The organism is Clostridium sp. CS001 (genome assembly GCF_020443565.1).
GTDB lineage: Bacteria > Bacillota > Clostridia > Clostridiales > Clostridiaceae > Clostridium_AD.
In genome coordinates, this window is the sequence record NZ_JAIZZN010000078.1 from 1 (window position 1) to 877 (window position 877).

Annotated in this window: 1 protein-coding gene; it reads left to right on the top strand. The window is 29.5% G+C overall.

What is annotated here, in order from left to right:
• The first annotated feature begins 240 nt into the window (after positions 1-240).
• Positions 241-867: a Type 1 glutamine amidotransferase-like domain-containing protein gene (locus LGK97_RS19605; protein ID WP_226262003.1), complete on the top strand. Its 627-nt coding sequence runs from the start codon at positions 241-243 to the stop codon at positions 865-867.
• Positions 868-877: the final 10 nt, after the last annotated feature.

An 877-nucleotide genomic window follows, 5' to 3' on the forward strand; every position in this document is an offset into this window, starting at 1 on the left:
ACTCATTATTCTACTGAGAAATTTGCATGTCAAAAGATGTGTAATTATTTTAAAAAGCTTGGTCTTGACTCTGTCTTTATTGAAGATGAGCCAATTTATGAGGATATGTAGATTTGTAATTTGGTTATGAAAAGTAGTTCATACTATTCATAAAGGATCTGCTGAGCTAATTCCTTAGTTAGTGGTATTTGTAGAATATGACGATACAAACTAAAAAGATAAGAAGGAATGATATTTATTATGAAAAGATTATTATTAACCGCATATGGTATATGTACAGAGGAGATAAAAGATGCCTTTTACAAGTTACTTCCCAAAGATTTCTCAACTTTTAAAATAGTTATCATTACTACCTCACAGCCTAAATTGAAAGAGAAACACCCTCAAATGATTTCGGTAAAGAACACATTTCATGATATGGGATTTAAAAATGTTGACTTCATTGATATTGAATTTGAAGCCTCAGATCAGTTGCTAAATTATGATATTATATTTCTAAATGGTGGATATCCATTTTATCTTTTGCATCATTTAAAAAAGACAGGTGCTGATGTCATATTAAAAAAGTTAATTGGAGATGGTAAGATCATAGTGGGGTTAAGTTGTGGCTCATATATTTTAGGAAAAGATAATACTCTTTGCAATTATCTTTATCCAGAAGACAACATATTTCAAACAACTGATATGAGTACATTGAATGCAGTAGATTTAAGAATATGGCCTCACTTTAAGGAAAACTGTAGTATCTATCCAGAGTTAGCAGGAAGGATTTTAGAATTTGAATCAAAATATAAATGTGAAGTTACTCGTTTAAATAACAACCAAGCAATATTGGTATTAGGTGATAAAGTAGAAAAGATAGGTTGATTAACAATCT